At 71.0% G+C, this 21,269-nt stretch carries 18 protein-coding genes; 7 read left to right on the forward strand and 11 right to left on the reverse strand.

All coding sequences use genetic code 11. From position 1 onward, the window contains the following. Positions 1-102: 102 nt before the first annotated feature. Positions 103-474: a hypothetical protein gene (locus C1N81_RS02715; protein ID WP_394426340.1), complete on the reverse strand. Its 372-nt coding sequence runs from the start codon at positions 472-474 to the stop codon at positions 103-105. Positions 475-1,364: 890 nt separating this feature from the next. On the opposite strand from C1N81_RS02715, the gene C1N81_RS02720 reads away from it, so the two are divergent. Continuing rightward, positions 1,365-2,159: a GNAT family N-acetyltransferase gene (locus C1N81_RS02720; RefSeq protein ID WP_394426342.1), complete on the forward strand. Its 795-nt coding sequence runs from the start codon at positions 1,365-1,367 to the stop codon at positions 2,157-2,159. 72 nt (positions 2,160-2,231) lie between these two features. Here the strand turns inward: C1N81_RS02720 and C1N81_RS02725 are convergent, their stop codons facing one another. From C1N81_RS02725 to C1N81_RS02750, 6 genes are all read right to left on the reverse strand, one after another. After that, entirely contained in the window at positions 2,232-3,638 is a 1,407-nt protein-coding gene (locus C1N81_RS02725) for a hypothetical protein (RefSeq protein ID WP_394426343.1), read from the reverse strand. Between the two features lie 15 nt (positions 3,639-3,653). Further along, positions 3,654-4,190, reverse strand: a complete 537-nt coding sequence (locus tag C1N81_RS02730; protein WP_394426344.1) for a hypothetical protein — start codon at positions 4,188-4,190, stop codon at positions 3,654-3,656. A 143-nt stretch (positions 4,191-4,333) separates the two neighbouring features. Next, positions 4,334-5,140 carry a hypothetical protein gene (locus tag C1N81_RS02735; protein WP_394426346.1) on the reverse strand — a complete coding sequence of 269 codons (807 nt, stop codon included), beginning with the start codon at positions 5,138-5,140 and terminating at the stop codon, positions 4,334-4,336. A gap of 448 nt (positions 5,141-5,588) precedes the next feature. Next, positions 5,589-5,876: a hypothetical protein gene (locus C1N81_RS02740; RefSeq protein ID WP_394426347.1), complete on the reverse strand. Its 288-nt coding sequence runs from the start codon at positions 5,874-5,876 to the stop codon at positions 5,589-5,591. 42 nt (positions 5,877-5,918) lie between these two features. Beyond that, entirely contained in the window at positions 5,919-7,133 is a 1,215-nt protein-coding gene (locus C1N81_RS02745; RefSeq protein WP_394426349.1) for a hypothetical protein, read from the reverse strand. Next, positions 7,130-11,002, reverse strand: a complete 3,873-nt coding sequence (locus C1N81_RS02750) for a DEAD/DEAH box helicase (RefSeq protein ID WP_394426350.1) — start codon at positions 11,000-11,002, stop codon at positions 7,130-7,132. Before C1N81_RS02750 ends, C1N81_RS02745 begins: the two co-directional genes overlap by 4 nt. 267 nt (positions 11,003-11,269) lie before the next feature. Between C1N81_RS02750 and C1N81_RS02755 the strand changes: the two genes are divergently transcribed. Then, positions 11,270-11,659 carry a hypothetical protein gene (locus tag C1N81_RS02755; RefSeq protein ID WP_394426353.1) on the forward strand — a complete coding sequence of 130 codons (390 nt, stop codon included), beginning with the start codon at positions 11,270-11,272 and terminating at the stop codon, positions 11,657-11,659. Positions 11,660-11,753: 94 nt separating this feature from the next. Further along, a complete protein-coding gene (locus C1N81_RS02760) occupies positions 11,754-12,395 on the forward strand; it encodes a GNAT family N-acetyltransferase (RefSeq protein ID WP_394426355.1) in 642 nt (213 codons plus the stop codon). Positions 12,396-12,865: 470 nt separating this feature from the next. Here C1N81_RS02760 and C1N81_RS02765 read toward each other — a convergent pair whose 3' ends face one another. Continuing rightward, positions 12,866-14,938, reverse strand: coding sequence for a hypothetical protein (locus C1N81_RS02765; protein ID WP_394426356.1), 2,073 nt, complete (start codon positions 14,936-14,938; stop codon positions 12,866-12,868). A 290-nt stretch (positions 14,939-15,228) separates the two neighbouring features. Between C1N81_RS02765 and C1N81_RS02770 the strand changes: the two genes are divergently transcribed. The 3 genes from C1N81_RS02770 (at position 15,229) to C1N81_RS02780 (ending at position 17,452) form a co-directional block, all read left to right on the forward strand. Beyond that, a complete protein-coding gene (locus tag C1N81_RS02770; RefSeq protein ID WP_394426359.1) occupies positions 15,229-16,038 on the forward strand; it encodes a hypothetical protein in 810 nt (269 codons plus the stop codon). A 243-nt stretch (positions 16,039-16,281) separates the two neighbouring features. Then, the gene (locus C1N81_RS02775; protein WP_394426360.1) at positions 16,282-16,524 is read left to right on the forward strand and encodes a hypothetical protein; all 243 of its coding nucleotides are present in this window, start codon (positions 16,282-16,284) and stop codon (positions 16,522-16,524) included. Positions 16,525-16,717: 193 nt separating this feature from the next. Further along, the gene (locus C1N81_RS02780) at positions 16,718-17,452 is read left to right on the forward strand and encodes a hypothetical protein (RefSeq protein WP_394426362.1); all 735 of its coding nucleotides are present in this window, start codon (positions 16,718-16,720) and stop codon (positions 17,450-17,452) included. A gap of 47 nt (positions 17,453-17,499) precedes the next feature. Here the strand turns inward: C1N81_RS02780 and C1N81_RS02785 are convergent, their stop codons facing one another. The 3 genes from C1N81_RS02785 to hemC form a co-directional block, all read right to left on the reverse strand. Further along, positions 17,500-17,934, reverse strand: a complete 435-nt coding sequence (locus tag C1N81_RS02785) for an NUDIX hydrolase (RefSeq protein ID WP_394426363.1) — start codon at positions 17,932-17,934, stop codon at positions 17,500-17,502. A 68-nt stretch (positions 17,935-18,002) separates the two neighbouring features. Beyond that, positions 18,003-19,541: a serine/threonine-protein kinase gene (locus tag C1N81_RS02790; RefSeq protein ID WP_394426365.1), complete on the reverse strand. Its 1,539-nt coding sequence runs from the start codon at positions 19,539-19,541 to the stop codon at positions 18,003-18,005. A 168-nt stretch (positions 19,542-19,709) separates the two neighbouring features. Further along, positions 19,710-20,636 carry a hydroxymethylbilane synthase gene (gene hemC, locus C1N81_RS02795; RefSeq protein ID WP_394426367.1) on the reverse strand — a complete coding sequence of 309 codons (927 nt, stop codon included), beginning with the start codon at positions 20,634-20,636 and terminating at the stop codon, positions 19,710-19,712. 121 nt (positions 20,637-20,757) lie between these two features. On the opposite strand from hemC, the gene C1N81_RS02800 reads away from it, so the two are divergent. Then, positions 20,758-21,258: a hypothetical protein gene (locus tag C1N81_RS02800; RefSeq protein WP_394426369.1), complete on the forward strand. Its 501-nt coding sequence runs from the start codon at positions 20,758-20,760 to the stop codon at positions 21,256-21,258. The last annotated feature ends 11 nt before the right edge of the window (positions 21,259-21,269 follow it).

The raw sequence follows: 21,269 nt of genomic DNA on the forward strand, positions 1-21,269 counted from the left end.
GCACGGGCCGCCACGCACCTGCAGTTCCGCCAGGCTCGCCGGCGCCCGCCTCTCCTGCCGCCGTGCTGCGAAATGCGTGCGGTCGTCGACTCGAGACGCGGGCTAGAGCGGGGACACGGCCGACCGGGGATCGCTCTGCTCGGCGAGCTGGCCGCGGGCGACAGCTTCTTGCCGCAGCGCGGTCCTCAGGTGCCACAACGAGATTGCCGGCAGGAGGCTGCCGAGCCGGGCCACTGCCCGCAGTGCCTCGGCCGCCTGGGCCAGGAGCTCGGCGGCCGACTGCGACTGCTCGTTGCTGCGATCCCCATGCAGACGTTCCACGATCTCGTCCAGTAGCTGTGCCAGTTCACCCGCTCCTGGGTCCTCTGGCACATCGGCTCCCCACCGCTGGAGGGCAGCCTCCAAGGCCGTGAAGGCGTCCGTGCGGTCGAGCGGCGGTCTGTTTCCGATGTCCCCGTGCATCATGATCACCATCGTTCACTGTTTGGCTTCCCCGTGGGGCAAAAACGGAGAATCGCCTGCTTCCCGCGTCAGCCCAAAGGGGCGGGAGAGGGCGCGCGTGCCGAGGACTGCCGGGGGTGGCGCCCCTCCCTCTATCGTTCGTGAGCCCGAGCATCAGCGGGACTCGAAATGCCTCCCCGACGACGGCGGGCTCGGGGCAAGATGAAGCGGTGGACCGATTCGCAGATTCCTCACCGACGTTCTCCCCCATCACTGGAGTCCTGGGCCGTAATGGCTCAGAAGCAGGCTCCGGCGGGGCAGCAGCCGAGCGCGCAGACACAGAGCTGAGTGCTCGCTCCGCACACGACGGCGGCTTCGTCAGCCTGCGTGCGTACTTCGAGGACCCCACGAATCGGGAACCGCGAGCCACACCAGCCACGGTGCAGGACCAGCCGGCTGCCGGGCTCGAGCCGCCAGCCCCGTCTGTTCTCAATCCGGAGACGGGCAAGATCCGTGTGATGAGCGGGAAATGCACCACGTGCATCGGCCGCCCCGGAACCTGCCTGAGCAGCGAACGCCGCCGCGAGCTGCTTGGCCTCCGTCCGGATGGCACGTACGACGAGGGCTGGACCGTCTGCCACTCGACGCTCCCAGGAAACCCCGAAGGACTTGAGCCGGCCGTGTGCGCCTGGATCGCCGCACACCCCCAGGCAGCGCCCCGGTCCCTGGCCATGAGAGTCGGAGCAGCCCACGGGATTGAGTACGTCGATCCGCCCGCGAAGCCCTGACTCATGTACCCCGGGGGGGGTGCGAACAGCCCTCCCTGGACAGGGCGCGCATCGGGAAGACGACAGGAACCCTCGGTCGGACGGTGTTCTGCTGCACGGGCCCGCCGCCGGGTCGGCGGCTGGCAGGCTGGCCCCATGACTTCCGTCGACGTCGCCTTGGGACTCGTGTGGCCGACCGAGCTACGCACCGACCGTCTCCACCTGCGACCGGTCACCGTCGAGGACGCCTCCCTCGTACGCGAGCTGCTGACCGACACCAGGGTCCGCGCATTTCTCGGCGGCCCGGCCTCGGAGGAGCGCGTCGCCGCGCGGCAGGCCTCGTACCCGGCGACAGCAGGATCCTGGACCGTTGTCCGGGTGACCGACGGCCTGGCGGTCGGCCTGGTCGTCATCGGCCCCGACCACAGGTGCGACGGTGCTGCCGAGGTCTCGTACCAGATGCTCCCGGATGCCTGGGGCAGGGGGCTGGGGCGGGAAGCGGTGGCGGCGGCCGTCAGTTGGTGGACGGAGGCAGTGCCCGCCGATGGCCCTCTGGTTGCGGTCACTCAGGCGGCGAACGCCGCATCGAGGCGGCTGCTGGAGTCGATCGGGATGAAGCTCCTCGATGAGTTCGAGGAGCACGGTGAGCAGCAATGCTTGTACACCCCCGCCGGTGATGACACCGATCTGCGCTGGGCGCGCCTGGTCGCCGAGCGCGTCGACGCCGTCGAACGACGTCGCGGGGCGCAGGCGCGCGCGACCGCGATGGGCCAGGAGTTGCCGGACGACTTGACGGCGCTGTCTCCCGGTGAACTGGCCCGGCTATGTTCTGACCGGCACGGTGCCTATGGCCGGATCTGTGCACGCGCCGCTGGTCACGTGCCGGCACTTCACCTTGGTCGGGCCCCTGACGGTGCGTGGATCGCATGGTTGGCGAACCGCGAGGAGTAACTCTTGTCCGGCATAGGCGACTTCAGGGCCCGGGTGCCGGTGATCATCATGCGTTTCCGCTCGTCGGCGTGGTCAGGTGCCGTCAGCAGGCGTACGGGTCAGGCGCGCATCGACCGCATACACCGGTCTCTGGCCGGGGCGGTCGGGGAGGTGTTCGTTGATCCAGGTTCCGCGGACCCGGGTACGGCGCCGGGTGAAGGTGACGCCTTCGATGGCGTCCGGCCCGTAGACCGGTCCGGAGGGCCGGCCGTGCTCGTCGAGCAAGTGGACGCGGGTGTTGCGGGTCCAGTGAGCACGCCTCCAGTCGCGGTACTGAGCGGGCGCCCGGGTCGACTCGCTCGGCGGGGTGGGGGTGGTCTCGGCGACATCGTGGGGCGGAGCGGTGAAGGAGAGCACCCTCACGCCGAGGAGCGCGCCCGCCCGGGCCTGTTGGGTGCGGGCGGCCTGCTCGAGCTGCTGCCGACGGCGCTCCGCCGCCGACATCTGGTTTTTCTTGCTCTTGCCCGTGGTCCGGGCCTGGCCGGGGATCCGTGGCGGTGTGTCCCACCTCTCCAGCGCGTTCAAGCCGGCGTAGTTGCGCAACACGCGGGCGGCGGGCCCCGGGTTGGTGTCGAGCCGGTGGACCGGGTGCAGCGCCCACGCGTACCGGCCATCGTGCAGACGGTTGGCGATGATCAGCCACCCGACGAGCGGGTTGAACAGCAGCGCCTGGTCAGTGCCGTCATCCGGGAGGGCCAGGACGACTCCGCCCATCACGAGCGGGCTGCCGTCGAAGAGCGTGTCGTGGACGGTGTCGAAGCGAGCGGCGGCGTGGGCGTGGAGAGCCTCGTCGTCGGCGATGACTGTCGGGAGCGGGACGCCGTCGTGGAAGACCATGACGGCCTCGGCCGTCAGCCGCAGCTGTGCTTCGGGCTCCGGCGGCAGACCCGTGGCGGCGTCGAATGCTTCGGAGGCAGGGACGAAGTGCGGCGTGGCGGTGTAGGCCGCGAGCATCGCCTGCAGGTCGAGGAACCGCTCGACCTCGGACTCCCGACCGGGCGGCAGCGGCTGGCCGTCGGCGGTGGCCGGGTTCGTGCTCCTGAAGCGGATGCTGGCGGCGTCGCCCGGCTCCAGTCCGTGCCCGCTGGTGACCTGTTCCTCGCGCCGGGCGGTGTCCTCGTAGAACACGTCGCCGGACAGCTTCTCCCGCAGAACCCAGGGGATGAGCCGGACCAGGTCCGTGGTGCGCCCGCCCTTGGCGCGCAGCGACCGGCGCGGTGTCCCGCCGCGCCAGCTCAGGTCCTGCCCAGGGGCCAGCCACTTGGTCACCTCGGCGTTGCACAACAGCTGCTCCCAGATCCGGGAGAACTCCTCCTGGCAGCGCTGCTCTTCCTCGCGCGTGAGCCGGGTGGCATCGGCAAGGGCGGCGCCGTGCATGAGGCGGGCGTACGCCTCGTTCGCCGGGTTGCCGGGCGTCATGGTGCTGAACGTCGCGGGCACTGTGCGGTCCTCTCTTCAGCGGCCGAGCCAGTGCCGCTCGACGACCGGGTCGCCTCCTAGATAGCGGTGCCACAGTAGGGGGCCGACGCCCACCCAGGCGGGGATGCCGGGCGCGGACAGCGGTGGGCGGCCGGCCCGCAGGGCATCGTCGGCCAGCAGCCGGGCAAGGCTGGCCCGGTACTCCTCGTTGCCCCGGTGTCCGCGTTCGACGTCGGCGAGGATCTGCCGCAGCGGGTGGGTACGCACCTCGATCCGGCCGCGGTGGGTGGTGCGGGCCGAGTGCGTGAGGATCTCCACCCAGGACCAGGCGTCCAGCCCGCGCGCGAGCGCGACGCGGTCGATGTGGTCGGCCAGAGGCCCGCCGCCGTCGGTCCAGGCCGAGTACAGGCGCACCGAGCCGTCGGGCTGGGGGACGTCGGCTCGCACCAGGACTTCCGGGTCCTCCGCGCGGAGCGCGTCGTCCACGACGGCCAGCTCGACAGGGCGGCGATCTCCAGAAAGCACGGGCCCGGACGGCACGGTGGTGGCGGACGGGACCGTGAGAACCGGCACGGACAGCTCCACTTCACTTGCAGGCGGAATGACGAGACAGGCGACTCGCGTGTTCAACGGCAGGTCGGGCGACAGGTCACGGCTGGACGTGCCGCATGTGGGCCCGGGCTGCCTGGGCGATTCCGTCGGCGCGTCGCGGCTCGTCAGCGACGGTGACGCCAGTGCTGATGCGCCCTCAAGACCTCGTAGCCCCACGCGGCCCGCTGCTGCGCCGGGGTACGCCCGGTGGACAGGCCGAGCTGCTCAGCGATCGCCGGGAATCGGGGATGCATCTGCCGGTCCCCGACGGTGACGAGGGCGGCGAGCAGCGGCTCGCTGTCGCGGCGCTCTTCGTCGACCAGCCAGAGAACGACGCTCTCGTCGTCGCGATGGAGACGGGGAAGTCCCGGAAGACGCCGTCGAATCGTGGGCCAGGTCGTCGTGGCGCCGGCGTGCGCGACCTGCTCCAGATGCGACCGCAGCTGAGTGGCGATCTCCCACAGCGCCCCGGATTCCAGCAGGGCCGGCTCCGGCCCGGATGCCGGGCGCCGGGAGACGACGGGCGCGGGACCGGTCCGCGGCGCTGTGCGCCGTCGCGGACCGGGACTCGACGGCGTGGACTGCTCGGGCGTCTTGTCCGAAGACCACACCACCGCCGGGCGCACCGGCGCCGGCTCGGCCGCCGGGCGTGGTCGGCGCACCGTACGCGGCTCCTGCTCCGGCACCGGCTGAGACGGCCGATCCGCGGCCTGCCGGCGCTCTGCTTCCTGCCAGCGACGAGAGGCGAGGATCTCCTTGTACTCCGCCAGCTGAGCGCGCTGTTGTCGAGTCTCGCTCGGCGGCGCCTGTGCGGCCTGCTGCCAGGCCAGGGCGTAGAGGTCGGCTGCCCGGGCCACGGCGAGCTTGTCGATCGCCCGCCCCAGCTCCGTCAGGGTGTGGTTCAAGTCGCGCCGGATCGTGGCGATCTCCATGGCGGACAGCACCGGACGCCCTGTCGTACGGCGCCGGAAATCGGTCTGCCAAGACGATCCGCCACTGAGCCGTACGCGTCCGCTGGACAACTGTCGTCCCCTCCCCCATGGACTCCAACAGCTCTCTGAACCAACGATGTTGTGTTGCGATGGATTCCCGCAACCGCAGTCGCCCAAGCGCACCATTCGCATTCCCGGCGGCCTGCCGGTCGGCTTCCGCGCGGCACGCGCTATTCAGGCTTTGAGGGTGTCGTAGGGCTCGGGATGGTCGCTCGATCTGCCGGCGGGGAGAGGCGTTCTGCAAGGACGAGCAGCACCAGCACGGCGATGGCCCCGACGAGGATGGCAGACCATCCGATGATCCAGGACGTGCTGCTGGTGCGGAGCACGGTGGGTGTGAGTACCACCATGACGGCGATCGTGCCGATGGGAAGGATCCATTGCCGCCTCATGGCCGGGTCTCCGGAACCGTGTGCCCGTCGTCGGTGTCGGCGGGGTGCTGAGGATGGTCTCGCCACTGAGCAGCCATGTCCCACAGCTCGTGGAGAAGCCGCTCGGCTGTGCTGTTGTCGTGAGCATGTACGGCTGTGGCGAAGTCCTTCTCCAGGTCGTGGGCGGCGGTCCAATCGTCCGCGTATGTCTCGCGGCCGTGCGGATACTGCTCGCGCCTCCGCTCCTCAAGACGGTCCACGATGAACTGGTAGACGCGTACGCCGATTTGTAGGTCCAGGGGCATGCGGGGGTCTTTCGGATCGGAACGATTTGGCTGTCTGCCGGGCTATCGCCTGAGCGGGCGTGCGGCGCGGGCGCGCCGTGCTGCGCGGTATGCCTCGGCGGGATCGTCGCAGGCTCCGGGAGCGGGACGCCACTCGCCGGTGCGCCAGTGTGTGAAGGGGTGCCACCGGCCGTCGGGGCCGGGCCGGATCTGGACTCCGGCGGTCGTGTCGGTGAGTGTGCCGCTGTCGATGTCGATCGTTCCCAGGCCGACGGCGCGGGAGGCGAGGACGGTCGCGCGTGCCCGCTCGAGGTCATCGGCGGCGACGGGGGCCGCGGCGAGGGCGGCGTGGGCGCCGGCCGGGCCACCGTGACGGTATCCGATCATCATCGTCCGCAGGGTGGCCTCGGTGTGTCCGGTCGTCTGCGCGACGTGGGGCAGTCGCCTGACGCCGTCGGGGGTGGCCAGAATGCGTACGGTGTCAGCCAGTGCGTCGTGGGGCTGTTCCACGGTGCCGGTGAGCAGGGCGCGGGCTCGGTCGGCGGCGTCCTTTGTCATCCGTGTCAGGTCGTCTGCTGAGGGACAGGGTGCGGGTGGGTCGTCCAGGGTGGCGGTGAGCGGGGCGGTGGCGTCCAGCTCGGCGTCGGGAGCCGGTGGGAAAGGGGGGCGGTGGGCTGCCAGGGCGAAGAGCTGATCGGCGCGGACGGTTCCGTCCGTGCTTGGGGGGAGTGGGCCTGGTCCGGTGCCGTCCAGGCTGTCGCGCACGAGAGCGGCGAGTTCTCGGGCGGTCATGCCGCGGGCGGTGAGCAGCAGCGACGCGGCGTTCGCGAGGCGCTCGGCCACGGCATGACCGAGGGCGGCGCTGTGGTCGCAGACCCGGCCGGTGTGGCCGACGGGGCAGGAGCAGGAGAAGGTGATCTCCTCGGGGCGCGGGACGATGGCCATGTCGCCGGCGAGTCCGGGGTCGGCGACGGCGGCGGGGATGCGGTTGGCGAGGAGATCGGCGACGGCCTGAGGGATCTGTGTGAGCCTGCTGACCAGGGTGTCCCACTGTGTTGCGGTGAGTTCGGGCAGCAGCAGCGCGGTCTTGTGGGTGGCCTTCTTCGCTGCAACGGGGGCGGCGAGTTGGCCGGGGGCGGCGTAGATCTGGCCGACCGCGCCTTGGCGGTGAAGGTTGAGCCCCTTGTTGTAGGAGCTGGATCCGTCTGTGGCCAGGTGGAAGTGCTGTTTCCAGGCGGCGACGAGGGGTGCCATGCTGCGGGAACTTGCGGAGGTCATCGGGTCCCCAGGGTGACGAGAGCGGCGAGCTCGGTGTCATCGAGGTCGGCCAGGGCGCCTTCACCGCCGGTGAGGACGGCGTCGGTCAACGCGCGTTTGCGGGCCAGGAGTTCGGCGATGTGGTCTTCCACGGTGCCTTCGGTGATCAGGTGGTGGACCTGGACGGTGCGGCGCTGGCCGATCCGGTGGGCGCGGTCGGTGGCCTGGTCCTCGACGGCCGGGTTCCAGGGACGATCGTAGTGGACGACGTGCTCGGCTCGGGTCAGGTTGAGACCGGTGCCGGCGGCCTTGACGGACAGGATGAACAAGGGGGCGGGGTCGGGGTCGTTCTGGAAGGCGTCGACGAGGTCCTGGCGCCGGGCGGGAGGGGTGCCGCCGTGGAGGAAGTAGGTGGAGCGCCCGCGGGCGTTCAGGTGGTGCTCGAGGATGCGGCCCATCTGTACGTACCCGGTGAAGATCAGGGCTGCCTCGCCGCGGTCGGACAGCGTGGGGAGGAGCTCGTCCAGGGCGGACAGCTTGCCCGAGCGAAGGGCTAGGTCGCCCGGATCGGCGCCGTCGAGAGGCTCCTTGAGGTAGAGGGTGGGGGTGTTGCAGATCTGGCGCAGGGACTGCAGAAGTTTCAGGACCAGTCCGCGACGCTCGATTCCCGTGCTGACGGAGATCTCGTCCAGGGTGGCGCGGACGGTTGCCTCGTACAGTCCGGTCTGCTCGTCGGTGAGGGCGACGATGCGGTGGTGGTGCACCTTGCCGGGCAGCTCGGGGGCGATGCCCGGGTCGGACTTGCGCCGGCGCAGCATGAACGGCCCGATGAGCCGGGTCAGCCGTGCGGCAGCCGGTGAGGCGGGGTCTTTCTCCACGGCGGCGTAGCGCGCGCGGAAAGCGGTGCGGGTACCGAAGAGGTGGGGGTTGGTCCAGTCGAGGATCGCCCACAGTTCGGTGAGGTTGTTCTCCGCGGGTGTTCCGGTGACCGCCAGCCGGGCGTGGGCTGGCAGTTCGCGCAGGGCCTTGGCGGTGGCGGCGGCCGGGTTCTTGATGTGCTGGGCTTCGTCGGCGACGACCAGGCCCCATGTGACGGCGGCCAGCGTGGGGGTGTCGCGGCGGGCCGTGCCGTAGGTGGTGATGACGATGGTGTGGTGGTCGAGGCGGTCGGTGGCGAGCGCGCGGTCGGCTCCGTGGTAGCGCACGACAGTCGTGTCGGGGGCGAAGCGGGTGATCTCCCTGTGCCAGTTGGTCACCAGGGACGCCGGGCACACGACGAGGGTCGGTCCGGGTGCGGTGGTCTCAGCGCGGTGCAGGTGCAAGGCGATGGTCGTCAATGTCTTGCCGAGGCCCATGTCGTCGGCCAGGAGCGCGCCGAAGCCGAGGCCGAGGGTGTGTGTCAGCCAGGACAGGGCGCGTTCCTGGTAGTGGCGCAGCGTCGCCATCAGGCTGGCAGGAGGAGCGACTGGCTGGGGAGTTTCCGGGGCCTGGCGGAGTGCGTCGACGAGTGCGGCGAGGGCTCCGGCGGGCCGGGCGTCGAGGGCTTCGCCGTTGAGGGTCAGGCTGCCGGACAGGGCGGCTGTGAGTGCGTCGAGGGACGGCAGAGGCGGCAGGGCCCGGGCGCGGGCGCGCCGTTGGGTGTCGGGGTCGATCAGTAGCCAGCGGCCGCGGAGCTGGATAAGGGGCCAGGCGGCCTCGGCGAGGGTGGTCATCTCGTCGTCGGTGAGCGGGTCGCCGTCGAGGTTGATGTGCCAGCGGCAGTCCACCAGCCGCTCAAGGGCGAGAAGACCGCTGCCGGGCTGCGGCGCGTCCAGTTCATCGTGGGATCCGAGGACGGCGGTGGCGGACAGTGCGCCGGTGAGGTGGGCCGGCCAGGACAGGGTGATGCCGAGTTCTTCGAGCGGGGCCGCGGCACCGCGGTGGAGTTCGGCCAGGTCCTCCGCGCTCAAGTTGATGCCGTTGGGGTGGTCCTGCGTGGCGAGGGCTTCGAGTGACGGACAGACACGGGCGGCGCGGCGCAGCGCCCGGCGTACGCCGGGCAGGAGCGCGGGGGTGAGGCCGGAGTGAAGGGACTGGCCGTTCCAGACGCTGATCGCGGAGACGCTGCCCTCGGAGTTGTCGGGGTCGGTGGCCAGGTGCAGGGTGGCCGGTGCGTGGGGGGCGCCGGTGCCGGTGTCGGGCTGTTTGATGCGCAGGATCAGGCGGGGTGTGGGGTGCGGGTCGATGGAGTCCTCGATCGCGTCCGCCCACTTCCATAGCTGCGGGCGCGAGTCCGGGTGGGCGGGTCCGCTGTAGGGGCCGGGGCCGACAACGGTGGCGGCGCCGGGAGTGCGGAGCATGGTGTCCGCAACGGCATCGAGCAGATCCCACACGGCTGTCTCAGGGGCGCCGACGCGCACCGGTGTGGTGCCGGCGAGGAGGCAGTGGCCTTCGGGGGCCAGCTGGGCGGCGGCCGCGGTGACGGTGTCGCGCAGCGTTTCGGTGACGGGGCCGACGCGCCAGCAGTCCTCGCCGGCGGCGGTCAGAGCGGGGTGGACGCGTTGCTGCGCCACGCAGTGCAAGGCGAGGCGCAGCGCGTGGCGCCAGCTGGTCACCGAGGTGTGTTCACCATCGTGGGGGGCGAGCAGGACCGGCAGGGTGAGGCCGAGCGGGGCCGCGAGGCCGGTCGTTGTGGCGCGGCGCGGCATGATGCCGCCGGGCTCGGCCAGGACGAGGTCGCGGGTGAGGGCCTGAAGGGGCGGGACCGGCTTCTCGGCCTCGGCGAGGGGGGCGCCGTCGGGGCGGTAGAAGAGCCAGGCGGTGCGGGCGGGATGGCGGGAGGGGAGCAGGGTCAGGGCCGCGCCCTCGGCGAGGAGGCGCCGCAGGACCGCTTGGGCGCGGAACAGCTCGCCCGCCGTTGCGGGTGGGGCGGGTGGCGCCTCCTTCGTTCGGGGCAGTCCGGTCGCCGGGATGCTCGCCTCGGACAGGGTTGGAGTCGCTGGGAATTCGGGGGCGCGGGGTGCGGGGGGCGGAGCGAGGTCGGCGGCGAGCGCTTGCTGCAGAAGCTCAAGGAGTCGTTCGGCGGCGGTCGTCCGCGCGCCTTGCTTGCTCGTTCCTTCCCCTGTCGCCTCGAGCGGTTGCCCGCGGTGGAGTGCGGTGACCGTTGCGGCGAAGGAGGAGTCAGCCCCCCTGACGCGGAACACCGGCTTCGTGCAGTGCCCGGCCTGGGCGAACTCGTTGATGACCGAGAGGGGGCTCCGGCCCTGCGCGGGCTCCACGACGGGCGCCGGGGCCTGGGGCAGCGCCTCGGGGCCGGGGCCTTCCGGCCACGGTGCGGCGGTCTCGGTGAGCGGGTCGGGCAGCTCGGCGAGCGCGGCGATGAGCGTTGTCATGGCCTGCTGCCGCGCGGCCTTGCGGTTGCGGGAGCGCTGAGCGCTGCCGGTGACGGTCTTCTGGTCGATGGTGAGCGTGGCCTGGGCGAGGAAGTTGAGCGGATGCCCGGTGTCGTGGTCTTCGCGGACCGTCGCCGAGGGTTGCCGCAGCACCTGGGCGTGCATGGAGATGATGCTGGGGGCCAGGGCCGGGCTGGCGGCCACGGCCGACAGCGCCGACCGGCGCAGTGCGGACCAGGGGTCCGTGTCGGAGGTATCCAGCAGCAACATCCGCAGGTCGGGAACGTCCAGTCGGCCGCGCGCGAGTCGGCGGCCGGCCTCGGCTGCCACTGCATCGGCGGGCGAGAAGGCGCCGGAGATAGCCCGTTGCAGGACGCGGCGGAAGGCGTCGGTGCTCATCGCACCCAACGGCGTCCCGTGGGTGGGCTCGGCTGAGCGGGAGGGCGGGATCGCTGCTTGTCCGGGCGTGCGGGCGGCCGCTGCGGGGGCGAGGACGGGCTGCAGACGGTCGATGGACAAAGAGCACTCCCCCAGTAGCCGGTCGCCGTTGAGACCGCCTCCATTGTGACCTGCGGGGGCGTCAGCCCGGCGTCGGGACACAGATTCCCTTCTCCGTCACGGCTGGGGTCACTCCAGCCCATGCGTTGCAAATTTTAATTTCACTATGTATTGTAGCTGTATCGCGCCGGGCAGTACGGCGCTTCTCCCCCTTCTTTCGCTGTGGCCACAGCTCAAACATCCGGTCACCGGCCGCCACTTCGGCGGCCGCAGCTTCCGAGGACTGCCATGCACCCGTACCCGATGCTGTTCCGCTTCACCGCGAGCGGCCCCACGCCTCAAAGGGCCTTCGCCGCCTACGCCGCGAAGGACAGCGAGCAGCCCACCGACCCGTTCGCTCCCCGCGCCGACCTGACGAAGGTCACGACCGTCGCCGTCGTCGGCGACCGGGCCCCGCTGCGCGCCATCGATGTGGGCTACTTCAACGCCTCCTACGACCCGGCCGCCGGTACCGACGGCGCGCCGCTGAGCGAGGACGACGCCGAGTGGCTGGCCGACCGCCTCATCGAGGACGACGCGCCGTGCGTCCGCCCCGGCACCTCCGGAGCGCTGCTGCTGGCCGACGCCCCTGAGCCGAGCTGGCTCTTCTTCGGCTGGAGCGTCCGGGCCGCCGACTAGCCCGCGCGCCGCTCCCCCTCTCTCCCTCTCCCTCCGTCTTCTCCACCGGCCGGATTCCCACGCTCGTCCGGCCATGATGCGCAAAGGACCCACCGTGCACGTCTTGTCCTCTCCCGTCGCCGATACCGACATCCGGATCCGCACCGCGACGTCCGCCGACGGCGACACCATCGTCGAGCTGGCCTCGCTGGTTGATCTTCACGTGCCTTCCGAGGCGGTGCCTGCCGCCCTCGCACCGATGCGGTTCGCTCTGACCACGACCGACAACGGCCCGCTGTCCCACCGGGAGAATCACTTCCTGATCGCCGAGGACCGCGAGGGCCGCCCGGTGGGAGCCATCGTCTGCGGACCACCGAACTGGATCGCCAAACCGGGTCGCGCCCCCGGCCTGGTACGGCGTCGCCTCGTGCACCGTCTCTCGACCGTCCACGCGCTGGCCGTGCGGCCCGACCACCGAGGGCGGGGAATCGGCCGAGCGCTCCTTCAGCAGGCCGAAAAGACCTTCCACGACGCCGGATACACGGCGCTGACGCTGCGCCACGAGCGCGAGTTGACCCGGTTCTACGAACGGCTCGGCTACACCAGCTCCAGCAGACTGTCGCTGGCGCTGCCCACGGGCGAACTGCTCACGCTCGTGGACCGGGGCTGGAAGCACGCCTTCAAGGCCCTCTCCTCCTCCGCCTCGACCACCACCGTGCAGGGACTGCCCACCCTCACCGGCGTTCTGTCCGACTGACCCGCCCCTGGGCCTCGCCGGGAGACCGATCCGGCCCGGTGGGCACAGTGCAGTGGCGCCCGCCGATCCGGCGGGCGTCCCGCCGCTTCCCGAACCAAGGAGGTTCCCGTGACGCGCATGCTCGCGAAGTCCACACGGTGGCACGCCGGCCATGAGTGCCGCTTCGCCGGGCGCGGCTGCACCTGTTACCTCTTCCGCGGCGCGGTGACCCACCGTCGCCAGCACGGCAAGCTGCGTACTCTGCAGCGCCGTCGGGCGCGCGCCGTCGAGGCCCGCGCCTGGAAGTCCGGCCAGTCCGGCTGGCCGCGGGATGCTCGAGCGGTCCCGGCTCGGTCCATTCGCCGGGCAGGACCGAGCGGGACCACGGCGCGCGTGGGGCCCGATGCGCCGCCTCGCGCGGGGTTACGGCCCGGGCGGGCATCGGACGTCCGGTGCGCCCGGTGCGCTGTGTCGCCGTGCTCGATGCGGGTTCACGACGGCTGGTCGAGGTGGTGCTCATACCAGGCGGTCAGCTGGTCGGGGTCTTGCGGGATGGACTTGACCAGACGCAGCAGCGGTTCGCGGACGGGACGAACGTCTTGGCAGGCCAGGGCGGCCAGGTCTGTGGTGCGCAGGGCGGCGGCGCCGGCCAGGTGCCGCTCTTCGAAGGTCCGTACTCCGGGGAGGCTGTCGGCGGCGGTGAGGTAGCGGGTGACGAAGGGGTCGAGGGCCGTCCGGTGTGCGGCCAGGTGGCGGAGGTAGGGGGTGCTGTCGACGGAGGCGGTGTTGGCGTCTTCTTCGTGGTGGGGGGAGGGCAGGGCGAACCAGTCGCTGACGTGGGCGGTGAGGGAGCCGAGGTAGTCGTACGGGTCACCGGGGGCGGTCGAGTCGGTCTGCCAGTGCCCGTCGACGGCCCCCTGGGAGGAGTCAGCCCGGTGGCGCAGCTGTCCGAGGATGCTGGCAAGGGCGGTGAAGCTGAGGACGTAGTCGGCTCCGGCGATAACGCTGCGGATCGTGGGGTCGGACGGGGCAGGTGCGGGCAGCACGAGGCGCTGCTTGCGGTGCTCGCGCTGGAAGGGCAGGCAGACGGAGGCTTCGATCGCGGCATGCTCGGCGAGCAGGACGGCGGCGGACTGCGAGGGAGCGGCCTCGCGTTCCCATTCCACGGAGTCGCCCTCGTGGACGAGTTCGGTCAGGCCGAGGTCTTCGAGGCGTACGCGGTAGACGCCGGTGCTGCTGGCGGTGAGTTCCACGATCCCCTTGCGGCCGGGCAGTGGCTGGGTCGAGCGGAGCGTGGTGAGCAGTGACTCCTGGCTCCAGGAGGGGCGGTTGCGGGGGCGAGTGGCCGCGGCGAGGGCCCAGTCGAGGAGGTGGATGAGTTCGTCCTGGCCGGCGCTGATCAGACGTGTGTCGTCCGGTGCTCCGGCGAGCGCGCGGTCGCCGATGCGGATCAGGTCCGCGTCGGGCAGTGCGGTGACCTCTTCGGCGCCTGGCGGGATGCAGGGATCGGCTCCGTGGACGGAGCCCTCCGGGTAGGTGCGGCAGCTGCCGGCCCAGCCGCCCGTGTCGTACAGGCCGGCGTGTGCGGGGTCGGCGAGGATCCGGGCGGCGACGGCCAGTGCGTGCTCCGCGGCCTGTACGAGGGCGGGGTCGGGGCGGATGCCCGCCAGGTGGCACAGGGCGAGGGCTGCTCGCCCGTGGGTGGGGCGAGGCGGCACGGCGGCGGGCTCGATCGTGGTGACGACGTCGAGGACAGCGGCGTACGGGTCGGCCGGTCCCTGGACCGGAATCCGGCCGGTGGGCCACAAGGCCAAGGGCAGTGAGCGGGAGATCCACAGCGGCAGGACCGTGGGGGTGGCCTCGCACGCCTCGATCAGGTGAAGGGCTCCGAGGTGATGGGTCGTGAGCAGGTGGACGTGACCGTTGCGGGCGAGCGCGTCGACCAAGCGGATGCGGCGCAGGGTGGCGGAGAGGTGATCGGCGATGTGGGCCAGCTCCGCCGCCTGGGTGGCGGAGAGGTCGGCCTCGTCCACGACCGTGGGGATCCCGTACGGCATCAGGCCGGCGAGGTTGTCGGTGCGTGCGGCGAGCGCCGCACGCCAGGTGCTCTCGTCGATCCCGTCCAGCACGAGCGTCATCCCGGGCAGCATCAGGGCTGTGCCTTCGCGATGCCGTGCCCAGCGCAGTCCCGCCACGCCCTGGCCGTCCGGCCGGTAGGCGAGCGCGTCGATCCAGCGGGGCAGCTGGGAGGGGGCGATGCCCACGACCAGCTCCTCCTCGCGAGGGGTGAGGCTGCGGATGCCGAAGGGGCCGCCGGCCAGCGTGGCGCGGTGCCGGCCGTAGGCGTGCATGAGGGCGTGGAAGATGCGGGCCTCGCCGCGGGCCTGCCCGGCGGTGGCGGTGGGGATCAGCCGCGCGCGGTCGGCGAGGCGGGCCAGTTCGGCGGCCGCGGTCTCATCGGTCTCGCCGGTAGCCATCTGGCGCAGCGCGGTCGGTGCGAGGGCCGCGTCAACGCGAAGGCCCCACTGTTGGCGGGGGGTGTAGGGCGTCAAGGTGAGGTTCACGTGCTGCTCCCGAGGTGGTGTGCGGTTTCGTCTGCTACAGGTGTGGAGACGGCGCACGGTGTGACAGCGGGAGTGAACGAGTTTTCGACCGGTGTAGGCGGCTTGCCGCAGATGTCCTGTGACAGCGAAGCCGGGACGGTTGTCACCGAAGTCGGGAAGAGCGCCGGTTCGTGACAGCGAACGTGGGATGCCGGGTCAGTTCGCTCGCTCGGTACTTGCGCAAGAGCGGTCGCTGACGCCTGGCGCGCCAGCAAGAACCGGCCCCAGAGACCGGAGTCAGGAGTTCCGCCATGTCCGTTTCATCGAAGCTGGCCCCGCGCCCGGTGGTGTATGCCGTCCGGGATCGCGACAACCGCATCGTCTACATCGGGCGCGGCCAGAGCGAGGACCGCCCGCAGAGCCACGCGGCCGGTACCCACAACGCCGCGCTCGCCTCCATCCTGGACACCCCGGGTTACACGATCGACGTTGCCGAGATGCCCGACACCGCCACCGCCGCGGTGGTGGAGAGCATGCTGATCGACGTTCTTTCCGCCGGCGTGAAGACGAAGCTCGTCAACGCCCGCCGAGAGAAGTGGCGCTTCACCCCGCTCGGTACACCTCCCGAGTACGCCCACCGCCTCGGCTTGGAGCCGCTGACGGTCTCCGACCTCGGACGGAGCCTGGACGGAGTTCTGATCGTGTTCCATAGTTCCAAGCCGTACCGAGACCTGAATCGACTGCAAGCCGACGCCGCCGGAACCGACCCGGCCGTGCTGGCCGAGAACACCGTCCGCTGGTGGCAGCTCGGCCCGTGGGCCCAGCAGTGGGCCGCTGCCCCGCAGACTGCGCCCCGCGCCGTGGTCGCGGTCAAGGGCCCCACCGCTCGGCGCTACGTCCGCACGGCCATCGCCACCGACCCCGCCGGCTGGCCCACCGCCACCCGCGACGGCGCGTTCTACCAGGTCCCCACCATCCGCGGCGGTGACATGTGGACCCACAACGACCTCGACCACGCCCAACTGCGCGGTCGGCTCGTCCACGACGCCCGGTTCAGCAACCGTGCCCAGGACCTGGTCATCTGGGTCGACGCTACCGGCACCGAGCACCGTCAGCCCTGACCCGCCACGGTGCCGCGGCAGGATCAATCCCTTCGGCGATGGACCGCTGGCGAAGTCACCACCGGTCCGTGATCCCCCAGGGCACGAGTGATAGTCGGTGGGGAGTGTCAGCGGAGATTCGTCATCAGGATGTCAGTCGATTAGGGGTTCTTGCTGCCGGCGGAGGAGAATCGCACCCGTCCGACGAGTCGGCGCACGCTGTCCCGACAGCGTCCTCGCCGCCTTTCCAACAGGAGGCATACGGTGCACGTTTCCCCCGAACCGATCACGACGCGGGAAGAGGCGGCGCAGGAGCGGGAGAAGCTGCTCGACTTCTTCGCGCGCGGGCTGTGTTGCACCCTTGAGCACGTCGCGTTGGGCGGCGGCAACGAGCCGAGCGAGGAAGCACTCACGAAAGCCAAGGTGGTTGCTGATGATTACCTGGCCGCCTACGAAGAGTGGTTGGTGCAGCTCGCCGCGCGCAACGCGGAAGAGGGCCCCCAGTGAGGCGCTCTGCCCACTGAGCCAGTTGCCGTACTGACACGAGCGACGGATATCCAGGTCCTTCTCACGCCGGCCATCACAAGAGCACACCACCGTCCCATGTTCGTTGTCACGAAGTACCCTGCTTCCCGCACATTCGGGTGGCTGTTCGGCAAGTGCCCGCGGGCGTAGGCGCCCGCGGCGGATACTCGCGACCATGACGATGAGCGTGGGCCTGGATCCGAAGACGCAGAAGGCGGCCTTGGAGGGCGTCATGCCATGGCTGGCGCCGGCCGGCGTGGCAGCGGAGGCGCTGGCGAAGCTGGATCGGCCGCTGATGGCCTGGATGCAGGATCCCGAGTTCCACATGTTCGACTCGGCGGCGCACTACGCCGAGTACGAGGACGAGCCGGGCGGCCTGTCCAAGCTGGAGCGGAAGATCGCAAAACTTCCGCCGCGCCCGGAATGGGCCATGGAACGGGTCTGGACACCGGACGAAGAGACCGATGAGAAGTACGACGCCGCGTATGAGAAGGGATGCGTGACGATCGCGGGCCGCCGGCTGCACCCACGCGATCTCGACGCCTACACCACCATCGCCTATGAGCTGGCCGACCTCGCCGACCAGGACGACGAGTTTGACCCCAACGATGTAGAGAGCCCGGCCGATCTCGTCCGCGGCGACCTGGAGGCCGGACTCGCCTGGGCTGCCGCGGGCATCTGCGTGCTTCAGCAGTCGCTTCCCTACCCCTTCAAGGACGTGCTGCCCTACGGGGAAGTGGACAACCGGCCGGCCCATCGCGCGGTGTACGCCTACGCGAATCTGCTGCAGCTCAAGCACCCTCGCAAGGCGGCGGCATGGTTCACGGCGCTGGTTTACCTCAATCCCATGGACAACATGGGCGCCCGCTTTCAAGCTCCGGGAGGGCCGTCGGGCAACCTGCCGTTCTGACGGGACACGTCGGCTGCATCCGGCGGTGGGCCGCGACCGGACGACGGTCAGTCGTACAGGCGCCCCAGCAGGGCGCCCTGACCGGACTGGAGGACGTGGGCGGCCTCGAGCGGGATCCAGAAGCACTCGAACCGAGTGGGCTCCTGTTCACCGTCGTGCTCCTCCTGGCTGGCCCACCGCTCCAACGTGGGCTCGGCCAGCTCCAGGTGGAAGACATAGCGGTGCTGGACCTCGAACCGGTACGGGCTGATGTCGTACTCGGTCTCACCGAGCTTCCGCACGATCTTGAAGCCCTTCAGGCCGGTCTCCTCGCCGGCCTCCCGCAGTGCTGCAGCCTCCGGGGTCTCGCCCGCGCGGATGGTGCCGGCCGGGACCTGGATGCCGACCTCCTCGTAGCTGTAGTCGGTGTGCCGGAGGACCAGCAGCTTCCCCTCGCGTACGACGTAGCACAGCACTTTGTCCTTGGTGACCTTCGCGGGCACGGGATCCATCCCTCTTGATGTCGTTGGAACCGGAGGCGCCCGAATCGATCAAGCAGTCCGAGCGCCCTTCATGCCCGGCTAACGGCGGTCTTGGCGTTGACGGCACAGCGGGATGCTGCGGTCGTGTCGATACTCGGGGCGAGTTGTACCAGTTGGTGGGTTAGTTGGGAGTTTCTGCGGGACGTGACCAGCGCGGTGATCAGTGCCGTGGTCGGCCAGAGCACGAGGCCAGCGGCCAGCATCGCGGGCGTCGAGAAGCCCGCGTGGTCGGCGGCGATGAGCAGGGCAGCCGTGTGGAAGGCCCCGGCGCTCGAAGCGAGTTCGGCTGGGCGGGTGGGACGGTTCAACATGTGCTGGACCGCGCGGCTCACCGTGATGGTGCAGGCCACGAGGACGGGGCCGCCCAGGAAGGCGATGGTCACCGCAGCCCACCACATGCTCGGCTGTGCGATGAGGAGCCCGACGGAGAGTCCGAGAGCGATCAGGAGCATGGTGAACAGGCCGACGGTGCTGACCCGCAGTTCCTCCTGACGGGCCGCCGGCTGCGGTGCGTCGAGGAGGTGCAGGGCGCTCAGGAGCAGGCCGGCAAGCGTGCCGAGGGTGGCCGGCCACGGGGACGGCATCGGGGTGGTCCAGGCGAGTTCGCCGGTGATCGCGGCGCCGGTCACTGCGCCAGCCAACCACCCGGTGACGCGCGGAGCGCCGCTGCTGCAGGGCGCCGCGTCCACGACGGTGGGGACCGGCCGGTGGTGCCGGGCGATGGTCGGCACGCTGGCATCGGCGACCAGGGCGGCGTGCAGACGGGCGAGCCGCGCCAGGACCTGGGCGGCGGTCGGGCGGCGGCCTGGGTCCTTTTCCAGGAGCTCCAGGACCAGGTCCTCGAGCTCGCGGGGCAGGCCCGGGCGCAGGGTGGACAGAGGCGCGGGGGCGGCGTGGACGTGCTGGTGGAGGACGTCCCAGCCGGCTCCGTCGAAGGGGGTGGTGCCAGTGAGCAGTTCGTGGAGCAGGCAACCCAGTGAGTACATGTCGCTGGGCGCGCCCAGGGTCTTGTCGCCGCGGGCCTGTTCGGGCGACATGTAGGCGGGGGTGCCGATGGCGGCACCGGTGACGGTCAGGGTGTGCCGGCGGGTGTCGGGGAGGCGGGCGATGCCGAAGTCGCACAGCATCGCCGCGCCGTCCTGGTCGATCAGGACGTTGGACGGCTTGACGTCCCGGTGAACGATCCCGGCGTGGTGGGCGGCATCAAGAGCCTGGCTGATCTGATCGGCCCAGATCAGGACGTCCGCGACGGGGAGCGGTCCGGTGATCCGGGTGCTCAGGGCCTGACCGTCGACGAGGTCCATGGCGAGGAACAGGACGCGGCGGCCGTCGAGGTCGGCGGTGCCGTGGTCGCGGACGGCGACCACGTGCGGATGGGACAGACGTGCGGCGACGCCGGCCTCCCGGCGGAAGGCGGCCTCACGTACAGGGTCGCCGTCCAGGGTGATGGTCTTGAGGGCGACTTCGTGGCCTTCATGGAGGTCCTCGGTGCGCCACACCTCGCCCATGCCTCCGCTGCCGAGGGTGTCCACCATCCGGTAGCGGCCCGCCACCGTAGTGCCGCGCATTGTTCCTCCAGCCCTGCGTTCCGGATCCACGCCCGGGCCCTCTGCCCGCGGCACCGCCGGCGCGAGCGCCCGCGGTGCCGCGGAGCATACGTAAACGCCCGGAGAGCACCGGTTGTGCAGGCGCCGGCGCCCGTACGCTGCGGGTCGACGGCGTCCTGCCCGCTGTTCTCAGCTGCGGCGGGATGCCGCGAGGACCGCGTTCGCGCCGCGGCTGATGAGGTCCTCGGCGACGGCGGCCCCCACCTCCTCCGGGACGCGTCCGGTCCGGCCGGAGTCGAGCACGATGGAGCCATCCGGGGCGTACACCCGGGCGGCGAGGCAGACCTCGCCCCGCGCGTCGACGGTCGCGTGCCCGGCGATGGGGGCATGGCAGTGCCCGGCGAGGGCGCGCAGCAGGGTGCGTTCCGCGGTCGCCGCCTGGGTGGCGGCCGCGTCGGTGAGCGGGGTCAGGACCGCCAGGGTCGTCTGATCGGCTTCCCGGGCCTGCATGGCCAGTTGGCCGGCGCCGAGGGCGGGCATCAGCCGGTGCATGTCCAGGGTTTCCGTGGCCTCGGCCTCCCGTCCGATCCGGCGCAGGCCGGCTCGGGCGAGGATCACGGCGTCGACGGTCTCGCCGTCTTGGGCCAAGGCGAGCCTGGTGTCGGCGTTCCCTCGCACGGGGACCAGGACCAGGTGCGGGTGAGATGCGGTCAGTTGGGCGATCCGGCGTGGGGCCGAGGTGCCGATGCGGGTGCCGGGCGGTAGGTCGTCCAGCTTGTGTCCGTGACGGTGGACGAGGACGTCGTGGACATCGTCGCGCCGCGGGTACAGGCACACCATGCCGTCGGGTTCGGGCGCGTCGCCGGGCATGCCCTTCGAACAGTGCAGTGCGAGGTCTGCGTGGCCGTCGAGGACGGCCCTCGTCACCGCGCTGGTGAACACGGCCTTGCCGCCGACCTCGGCCAGGGGGCCGGTCCAGCGGTCCCCTGTCGTGGTGATCGGTACGAATTCCGAGGTGACGTCCGGGCGGGTCCGGGTGATCTCCCCCATCAGCCACGTGACTTGGGCGGTGGCCATGATCGAGGTCCTGCTCGCGATCCTGATGCGCTGCGTCATATCCGAGGACCCTAGGGCTGCTGGCGGTGTGCTCATGCCGACATCGCGTCTGCTTGTCGGGCGAGGTTCTCGATGCGGGAGAATGCGGACGCCATCGACAGGACGTGAAACGGAGGGGCCAGTGAGCCGACGACCACGCAAGGCTGTGGCTCTGGAGCCGGTGGTGAACGGGCTGCGGCCGACGATCACCGAGCTCAATGAGGAGGAGGCCGACGGCCCGGACGTGTTCATCCTCCGGTGCCCGGAGTGCGGGGAGGTGGGGCGGTATCGCTTCGCCCTTCTCGCGAGGCGGGCCTTCGAGGAACATGCCGATGAGGTCCACCCGATCGTGGCCAGTCCGCTGGACCAGATCCGCACCCTCGTCGACCTGGCCGAGTCCGTGCCTGGGACCTGGGAGTGCGAACTGGGCGCGCAGAGCTATCGGGTGCGCGAGCAGGGCCCCGGCCAGTACGAACTCGAGGTCTGCGGTCGAGGTGTCGTGATCGACGCCGATCTCGGCACGCTGGACGATGCCCGGATCGTCATCGGAGGTCACGCCGGGGTGGTGAAGTCGGCCCTGGCGACCGCCGCCGCCGTTCAACTGCGCCACGGCTCCCCGGTCTGTGCTGTTCCTCTGGAGTGACGTCTCAGGAC

It is taken from the genome of Streptomyces sp. SGAir0957, from assembly GCF_043523415.1.

Excerpts from the sequence above, each read along its gene's own strand:
- C1N81_RS02715 (WP_394426340.1), bottom strand. The coding sequence starts at position 474 with ATGGTGATCATGATGCACGGGGACATCGGAAACAGACCGCCGCTCGAC.
- C1N81_RS02720 (WP_394426342.1), top strand. The coding sequence starts at position 1,365 with ATGACTTCCGTCGACGTCGCCTTGGGACTCGTGTGGCCGACCGAGCTA.
- C1N81_RS02735 (WP_394426346.1), bottom strand. The coding sequence starts at position 5,140 with ATGGAGATCGCCACGATCCGGCGCGACTTGAACCACACCCTGACGGAG.
- C1N81_RS02740 (WP_394426347.1), bottom strand. The coding sequence starts at position 5,876 with ATGCCCCTGGACCTACAAATCGGCGTACGCGTCTACCAGTTCATCGTG.
- C1N81_RS02745 (WP_394426349.1), bottom strand. The coding sequence starts at position 7,133 with ATGACCTCCGCAAGTTCCCGCAGCATGGCACCCCTCGTCGCCGCCTGG.
- C1N81_RS02755 (WP_394426353.1), top strand. The coding sequence starts at position 11,270 with ATGCACCCGTACCCGATGCTGTTCCGCTTCACCGCGAGCGGCCCCACG.
- C1N81_RS02770 (WP_394426359.1), top strand. The coding sequence starts at position 15,229 with ATGTCCGTTTCATCGAAGCTGGCCCCGCGCCCGGTGGTGTATGCCGTC.
- C1N81_RS02780 (WP_394426362.1), top strand. The coding sequence starts at position 16,718 with ATGACGATGAGCGTGGGCCTGGATCCGAAGACGCAGAAGGCGGCCTTG.
- C1N81_RS02790 (WP_394426365.1), bottom strand. The coding sequence starts at position 19,541 with ATGCGCGGCACTACGGTGGCGGGCCGCTACCGGATGGTGGACACCCTC.
- hemC (WP_394426367.1), bottom strand. The coding sequence starts at position 20,636 with ATGACGCAGCGCATCAGGATCGCGAGCAGGACCTCGATCATGGCCACC.